General features: G+C 67.4%; 7 protein-coding genes and 1 pseudogene. 4 read left to right on the plus strand and 4 right to left on the minus strand.

All coding sequences use genetic code 11. From position 1 onward, the window contains the following. Nucleotides 1-115 precede the first annotated feature (115 nt). The 4 genes and pseudogenes from JWN03_RS38095 to JWN03_RS38115 form a co-directional block, all read right to left on the minus strand. Nucleotides 116-610 (minus strand): DUF1295 domain-containing protein, encoded by a 495-nt coding sequence (locus JWN03_RS38095; RefSeq protein WP_297625945.1) that lies wholly within the window; start codon nucleotides 608-610, stop codon nucleotides 116-118. After that, nucleotides 514-1,495: pseudogene (locus JWN03_RS45640) on the minus strand (class I SAM-dependent methyltransferase). The gene JWN03_RS38095 and the pseudogene JWN03_RS45640 overlap by 97 nt, the downstream one beginning before the upstream one ends. Continuing rightward, the gene (locus tag JWN03_RS38110) at nucleotides 1,471-2,226 is read right to left on the minus strand and encodes a DUF1365 domain-containing protein (RefSeq protein WP_441343136.1); all 756 of its coding nucleotides are present in this window, start codon (nucleotides 2,224-2,226) and stop codon (nucleotides 1,471-1,473) included. Before JWN03_RS38110 ends, JWN03_RS45640 begins: the two are co-directional and overlap by 25 nt. A 35-nt stretch (nucleotides 2,227-2,261) precedes the next feature. Continuing rightward, complete coding sequence (locus JWN03_RS38115; protein ID WP_297625920.1) at nucleotides 2,262-3,308, minus strand: NAD(P)/FAD-dependent oxidoreductase; 1,047 nt, start codon at nucleotides 3,306-3,308, stop codon at nucleotides 2,262-2,264. A gap of 278 nt (nucleotides 3,309-3,586) precedes the next feature. On the opposite strand from JWN03_RS38115, the gene JWN03_RS38120 reads away from it, so the two are divergent. The 4 genes from JWN03_RS38120 to JWN03_RS38135 all read left to right on the plus strand — a co-directional run bounded on the left by JWN03_RS38120 (nucleotide 3,587) and on the right by JWN03_RS38135 (nucleotide 7,341). Next, nucleotides 3,587-4,225, plus strand: a complete 639-nt coding sequence (locus JWN03_RS38120; protein WP_297625923.1) for a fasciclin domain-containing protein — start codon at nucleotides 3,587-3,589, stop codon at nucleotides 4,223-4,225. Nucleotides 4,226-4,346: 121 nt separating this feature from the next. Further along, nucleotides 4,347-5,006, plus strand: a complete 660-nt coding sequence (gene sigK, locus JWN03_RS38125) for an ECF RNA polymerase sigma factor SigK (protein WP_441343135.1) — start codon at nucleotides 4,347-4,349, stop codon at nucleotides 5,004-5,006. Further along, nucleotides 5,006-5,746 (plus strand): anti-sigma factor, encoded by a 741-nt coding sequence (locus JWN03_RS38130; protein WP_297625926.1) that lies wholly within the window; start codon nucleotides 5,006-5,008, stop codon nucleotides 5,744-5,746. Before sigK ends, JWN03_RS38130 begins: the two co-directional genes overlap by 1 nt. 32 nt (nucleotides 5,747-5,778) lie before the next feature. Next, the gene (locus JWN03_RS38135) at nucleotides 5,779-7,341 is read left to right on the plus strand and encodes a molybdopterin-dependent oxidoreductase (RefSeq protein WP_297625929.1); all 1,563 of its coding nucleotides are present in this window, start codon (nucleotides 5,779-5,781) and stop codon (nucleotides 7,339-7,341) included. Nucleotides 7,342-7,442 lie beyond the last annotated feature (101 nt).

The raw sequence follows: 7,442 nt of genomic DNA on the forward strand, positions 1-7,442 counted from the left end.
TGCGACGTCCGGCCCGGCCGCGGGTCTGGTTACCGGACAGGCCGGTCCCGACTCGCGCTCGGCATCGTCGGTATGCACCGACTCGAAGCGCTGGTGGTCCGCCATTCGTGCGAGCCTAGTGTGATCGGGCACGATGCGGGGTTCGTGGTAGAAAATAGGCCGTACGCTGCTGGTATTCGCGATAGCCGGGCCGCTGGCCCAGATTCCGTTCGAGCAGTCTCGCTCCGGGGCCCTGGATCAGCACATAGGACATGAGCAGGGGAGCGAAGACCGTGCGCACCCCCGGCCAGCCGCTCGCGGTTATGAGCCACAGACCCCACACCGTGACCAGTCCGAGCAATAGCATCCGCCGGTCGAGAGCGCCGTCGCCGACAATGGCTGCGACGAGGGCGACCAGCACGAAGCCGAGACTCCACACCACATCGACGATGTTGTACCTGCGGATGCGCCGGGCGATGGCGAAGGTGGCACTCTGCAAGACGGCGAGCGCCAGCAAACTGAGTAGCGCGATGGTCACTGCTGTTCCTCGGGACGGTCCAGCACGAAATGCCGCACATCGAGGTAGCGGGAACGGAATCCGGCCTCGGAGAAGGCAAGATAGAACTGCCACAGTCGCCGGAAGCGGGCGTCGAAGCCGAGCGACTCGATATCGGCGGCGCGGCTGTCGAATCGTTCCCGCCGATCGTAGGTGCCCCGCACATCCCGGTAGTCCTGCAATTCGACGCAGACCGATTCCGCATAGCCCGCCGCCGCCATGCGCAGCCGCGCGAGCTCCTGCTGCCGCGCCGACAGGGTCACCGAATGCACGCGCGCCCCGCACACACAATTCGTCCCAGCCGGTACCGATTTCGAGTACCCGGCTCCCGGCGCGCACTCCGGCCGCGTTCAGCAGCCGGTCGATCTTGTGGCGCTGCGCAGCCGCCAGCCGCTCCCACGGCACCGGTCCGGCAGCGAGTTCGGCGTCCTCGAACAGCGCGGCGGAGTACGTCATCGCGTCATCCAGGAACAGATGGAACAGCTCGTTGGACAGATCGTAGTGGTGCTCGATATTGGAGCGGGCATTCTCCGTGGTGCCCAGCCCTCCTGCGGGCCGTGTAGGTAGTGCGGCCCGGAAGCGTTGCAGCGGACGGAGAATCAGCCGGGTGAGCTCGGTCGCGAGCACATACAGCACCGAGGCCGGGTCCGGCGCGGTCCATTCGCCGGCCGTATAGGACTCGCCGAAACCGATGAGCCCCTGACTGCCGACACGGGCGAAGAACGCCGCCGGATTGCGAATGATCATGCGCGGCAATGGATCGGCCTCGGCGCGCGCTCCGGGCAGCGTCCCGTCGGGGAGTTCCACACGCAGCGGCAGTCGCCCCACCGCGCGCCGGAAGAGTACGGACGCGCCCGCGCCGAGCAGCCGGGCCCGCAGCCCGCCGGGCACCGGTGGTTGCAGGGCGTCGGTGGTGGAGTCGAGGCGGGAACTGGTCACAGTGCTGTCCTTCGGGAAGATTCGGCGAGTGGGCGCGGTGCGATCGGTAATCCGCGCGCCCACAACGCAATGCCGTGTTTGCGAATGCGGGCCGCTATGAGCCACGGCGCGAACGGAGCACGCCATTGCGCACGCAATACGGTGCGTGGTGTCACCGGTACGCGATGGCCGGACATCGTGGCGGTGAACGGCGCCTGGCGGTCGCGCAGCAGCGTGATCCGCAGGGCCAGCCCCTCGTCGGGCTCGGGTAGTCGCAGCAGGTAGCGGCCGTCGACGTCATTGAAGGGCGAGACATAGAACCGCTTGTCCACGCTGGCGCGGCCGAGGTCGTCGGGCCGCACCAGGTAGGCGTGCCGTTCACCGTAGGTGCTGTGCACTTCGGCTATGACGCAGCGCAATTCGCCACCGGCGTCGTGGCACCAGAACACGGTCAGCGGATCGAAGACGTAACCGAACATTCGCGCGTTCATGAGCGCGGTGATCCGCCCGCCCGTGCAGTCCACGCCGTGGCGGGCGAGGTAGTAGTCCAACCGGGCCCGCAGGTCATCGCTCCTGCCGAACTGCCGTACCGCGCCTGTATAACCGTGCGCGTCGATCTCGCCACGCGTCGGCTCGAGATGATCGGCGGCGCGGAACGAGGCGAAGGGGCGCAACGGCAATGGCAGCACCGGCGGGTTATCGATATCGAAAAACCAGCTGTAGCTGCGATATTCGAACTCGTGGTGCACAGGTTCCTTGCGTACGTGCCGCATTCGCGTGAGATAGAGCGCGGGCTCGCGAGCGGTGTTCACCGTGCACCCACCGCGTCCGCCGCCTTCCCGGTGAGATACACCGGCCACCATCCGCCGAGCCGTTCGGCCGCACGCAGCCCGGACAGCGCACCGTCCTCGTGGAATCCCCAGCCGTGATAGGCCCCCGCGAAGGTGACTCGGCCGCTGTCGATTTCGGGCAGCTGAGCGGGATTGAGCGAGTAGGGCATGGCGCCGAGCACGGCTTCGGTGAGCGGCGACGGATCGGCGAGCAGAGCCAGGGCCTGCTGCGGATGGGTGGCGAGGACGGCGGCGTCGAAGCGGCGGACGCCCGAGCGGTCGGTGACCAGGACGTGGTCCGTGTGTTCGGCGACCGCGAGTACCGGCGTTCCGGTGCGGACCTCGTCCAGCGTTGTGGCGATCTTCTCCACATAGCGCGCCGACCCACCGACGACGGTGCGCCAGGTGGGGGAGTCGTAGACGGTGAGCATGCCGTGGTGGTCGAGGAATCGAAACAGATACTGGGCCGGATATTGCGTGGCGGTACCCGGATCGCACGACCACACCGCAGCGACCAGCGGCGTCATGAAGTATTCGGTGAAGTACGCGCTGAATCGGTGCTCCCGCAGGAACTCCGCGAGGGTGAGCGCGGAGTCGTCCTGCCGCAATAACTCTCGCGCCGCGCGATGGAAGCGCCGGATCTCGGTGAGCATGCGGAGATAGCGGGGCTTGCGCAGCATGCGCGCCGTCGAGAACAGGCCACCGAGCCCCTTCGCCCCGGCATACTCGAGCCCGAGGGCGTCCGCACGGACCGACATCGACATATCGGTCTCCCGGGTCTGCACCCCGAGTTCCTCGAACAGCCGCAGCAGGGTCGGATAGGTGCGGTCGTTGTGCACGAGAAATCCGGAATCGACCCAGACCCGTTTACCGGGCGCGAACTCCACCTCGTGGGTGTGCGCATGCCCGCCGAGGCGGGAATCTCGTTCGTACAGGGTCACCCGGTCGTGCTTGGCCAGCACGTATGCCGCGGTGAGCCCGGCTACTCCGCTGCCGATCACGGCGATATTCCGTCTTGGGTGCATACCTCGATTTCGACATGCTCCCCTGCCCGGTTTGGCCGTGGCGGCACGAGTTTCGCCGGCGACCGCCACGGGCCGGATTCGAAGAAGTTTCCGATTCGACCAAACCGGCGGGCGAGCCAGGGCGAAACCCAGTACGTGGTCATCGGATACGGATGAGCACCGGGGCTCGAGCCGCCCCGCCCGCAAAGGGTCACCGGCCGACCGAATCCCACCCCGATCTTCGGCCGGTGACCGGCGGCACCGGGGTAGTCCATCGAATCCGAAGGAAATGAAGACCCATGAAGCTGATACAGCGTTCTGTCGTCGTGGCGATTGCCCTGGCCACGACGGCCGCCGGCATCACCGCCTGTTCGAGTGATAAATCGGACTCCGGCAGCGCCTCGACCACCTCGATGTCCGGTTCGACCACCAGCGCGGCGAGCGCCGCGAATCTGGTCGGCCCCGGCTGCAAGGACTACGCGCAGCAGGTGCCTACCGGCGCCGGATCCGTGAGCGGTATGGCCCAGGATCCGGTGGCCGTCGCGGCCTCCAACAATCCGCTGCTGAAGACCCTGGTATCGGCGGTATCCGGCCAGCTCAACCCGCAGGTGAATCTGGTCGACACCCTCGACGGCGGGCAGTTCACCGTCTTCGCTCCGGTGGACGCGGCCTTCGCCAAGGTGCCCGCCGCGACCATCGATGCGCTGAAGGCGGATGCCCCCACGCTGACCAAGATCCTCACCTATCACGTGGTGCCCGGGCAGATCGCGCCCGACAGCATTGCCGGCACCCACAAGACCGTCGAGGGTGCCGATGTGATGGTCACCCGTACCGGTGACGACATCAAAGTCGGTGGCGCATCGGTCATCTGCGGTGGTGTGAAGACCGCGAACGCGACGGTCTATCTGATCGACAGCGTCCTCATGCCGCCCTCCTGAGCGGGGGACGAGCACCATGGTCGCCCACGTCCACCACGTCGTCAGGAGGCGAGAGGCAGATGTCGAAGTCACGAATCCCGTTCGTCCCGGCCGGATCTGGAGGAATGCCGCAGGTGCCCGCGTGACGGAGGAAGAGAATTCGACGGTCGTCCCGCTGTTCCGGGACTTCGACGGGGAAATGTCGCCCGGCCCGTCGTGTCCCAGCCGGGGACACGGGCGGGACGACGAACTGGCTCGCCGTCTCGCCACGCTGGTGGCGGCGGCGGGCGCGGGTGATCGCGATGCGTTCACTCAGCTCTACCGGCTGACCAGCCATCGCGTATTCGGTCTCGCGCTACGCATGTCGCGCAATCGCGCGACCGCAGAGGAGGTCACCCAGGAGGTGTACCTGCAGGCGTGGTCCCTGGCGTCTCGCTACGACGAGCGGATGTCGAGTCCGATGGGGTGGCTCATGATGCTCACCCATCGGCGGGCCGTCGATCGCATCCGGGCCGAGAGTTCCGCCGCCGGCCGCGATCTGGCCTACGGCCAACTGCATTTGGGCCGCGATCACGATGTGGTGGCGGAGGCGGTCGAGCAGCGGCTCGAGGAAAGCGCGGTGCTGCACTGCCTGGGCACGCTGACCCCGCTGCAGCGCGAAACCATCGAGCTGGCCTATTACGGCGGCCGCACCTACAGCGAAGTGGCCGAACATCTAGGCACCCCGGTGCCCACCGTGAAAACCCGGATCCGCGACGGGCTCAAACGCCTCGCGGCCTGTCTGACAGGAGGTGACCTGTGATGAGCATTGTCGAGCGGCCGGAGATGGAATTGCTCGAACTCGCCTACCCGTACGCGATGGACGCCGTGACCGACCTCGAACGCGACGATATCGAATTGCGGCGCGCGCGTGCCGATCGAGTCACCGTGGCCGAATTCGATGCCACTGTCTCGGCGGTGCGGGAGAGCATGGCCGAACTCAGCATTATCGACTCCTACCCGGCGCCGAAGGAATTGGAAGGCCGGCTCATGCGCGCCCTCGACCGGGTGCTGCAGGGTCCACGGGAGGGCGGCGAGCAGCGCCGGAGCGGTGGTCTCGCGTGGTTCTCGCGACTGGAGTGGCTGGCTGCCGCGGCGGTGCTGGTGGTGGCGATCGGCATGGGCTTCGGTCTGGTCGCGTACCGCGGCACCGACCGGCCCGCCATCTCGGCGGCGATGATCGATCAGCAACCTGATGTGTCGACCCGCATGATTCCGGTCACGACCGGCGGCGAGCTCGAGATACACACTTCCGCAAGGCTTTCCGCGGCCTCGGTCCGCTTCCTTCAGGTTCCGGCGCCGTCCGCCGGTAGCGCCTATCAGGTGTGGCTGGTCCCGCTCGGCGGCAAGCCGCGCTCGGCCGCCATTGTCGACGCGCTGTCCAGCGGTCCACTGGTGACCACCTTCCGGTCGGTGGACACCTTGGCCGTCACCGTCGAACCGGCAGGAGGCTCACCGCAGCCGACCACCACCCCGATCGCCAGTCTCAATCTCGTCACCTGAGCAGAGACCGGCCAGGAACGAGAGCAGCCGTGATGTCCCGCAGTACCGTCATTGCGCCCCAGCAGAGTTCACCGGTCGTCCGGCGGCACTGGATGCGGGGCGCGGTGGCGGGCCTGCTCGCCGCGGCGCTGGTGCTGGGTGCCGGTCAGCTCGTCTCGGTGTTCATCGATCCGGCGTCCTCGCCCTTCTTCGTACTCGGCGCGACCATGGTCGATCACACGCCACATACCTTGAAGGACGCGGCGATTCGCCGTTTCGGCAGCAATGACAAACTGGCGCTTTTCATTTCGATGTCGGTAGTGATGGCGATCGGCGCGGCGCTGGTGGGCATGCTGGAGCGCCGTCGGCCGCTCGGCACCCCGATGCTCCTGCTGCTGGGTGGCGTCACAGCGTTGTTCGCGCTGCAAAGGCCCACAGCGACAGTCTGGTTCGTGCTGCCGACCGTGGCCGGTATCGCCGCCGGGATCGTGGCGCTGCGACTGGTGGTCGCGGGTACACCGTCGCTGCGCACTCCCGAGTCCGCCAATATGACACGCCGCCGATTCCTGATAACCGCGGTGAGTGTCGGTGCGCTCGCCGTGGGCACTGTTTCGGCAGCCCGCTGGCTGGGCGCACACCTGCGGGATGTGGTCGCCGACCGGGCCCGCTTCCTCTTGCCGCGCCCGCTTCGATCCGCGCTGGCGGTGCCACCGGAGGCGCAGCCCCAGATCGCGGGTCTCACCCCGTTCATCACCCCGGACGATCGGTTCTACCGGGTCGATACCGCCCTGCAGCTGCCCGCGCTGACCAGCGGCGACTGGCGGCTGCGGATTCACGGAATGACCGATCGCACCGTGGAATTGGATTTCGACGGCCTGCGGCAGCGTACCGCGGTGGAGCGGATTCTCACCCTCACCTGTGTGTCCAACGAGGTGGGTGGTGAGCTCGCCGGAACCGCGCGCTGGCTGGGCTATCCGCTCGCTGACCTGCTCGCCGACGCGGGCGTGCACCCCGACGCGGATATGCTGCTGTCCCGCAGCATCGACGGATTCACCGTCGGCACACCGCTGTCCGCCGTACTCGACGGCCGTGACGCGCTGCTCGTCATCGGTATGAACGGTGCACCGCTGCCGATCGCGCACGGATATCCCGCGCGACTGATCGTTCCGGGCCTCTACGGATACGTCTCGGCCACGAAATGGGTAGTGGACCTGGAGATTACCCGTTTCGATCGGGCCAGCGCCTACTGGACCGATCGCGGCTGGGCCGATCACGGCCCCATCAAGACCGCCTCGCGCATCGATGTGCCCGCCGCCTTCGCGACCGTTCCGGCGGGTGCGGTCACCGTCGCGGGTGTGGCCTGGGCGCAGCAGCGCGGCATCGCGAGTATCGAAGTGCAGGTGGATGATCAGCCCTGGCAGCCCGCCACGCCGGCCGCCGAGTACTCCATCGACACCTGGCGGCAGTGGACCTGGCAGTGGATGGCCGAGGCGGGTAACCATACGCTGCGGGTACGCGCCACCGACCGGTCCGGGCAGCTGCAATCCGAGCAGCGCACTCCGCCCTTCCCGAGCGGCTCCACCGGCTGGCACAGCAGGATGGTCACCGTCCGATGAAGGCGGCCTCCTAGGCATTTCCTTCCCTCGGCCGGGTCTCCGCCCGCGACCGGCCGATTAATGCTGCGGCAGTGAATGAATCGGCCCTGTTTGCCCGAATT

This window comes from Nocardia sp., from assembly GCF_025465275.1.
Lineage (GTDB): Bacteria > Actinomycetota > Actinomycetes > Mycobacteriales > Mycobacteriaceae > Nocardia.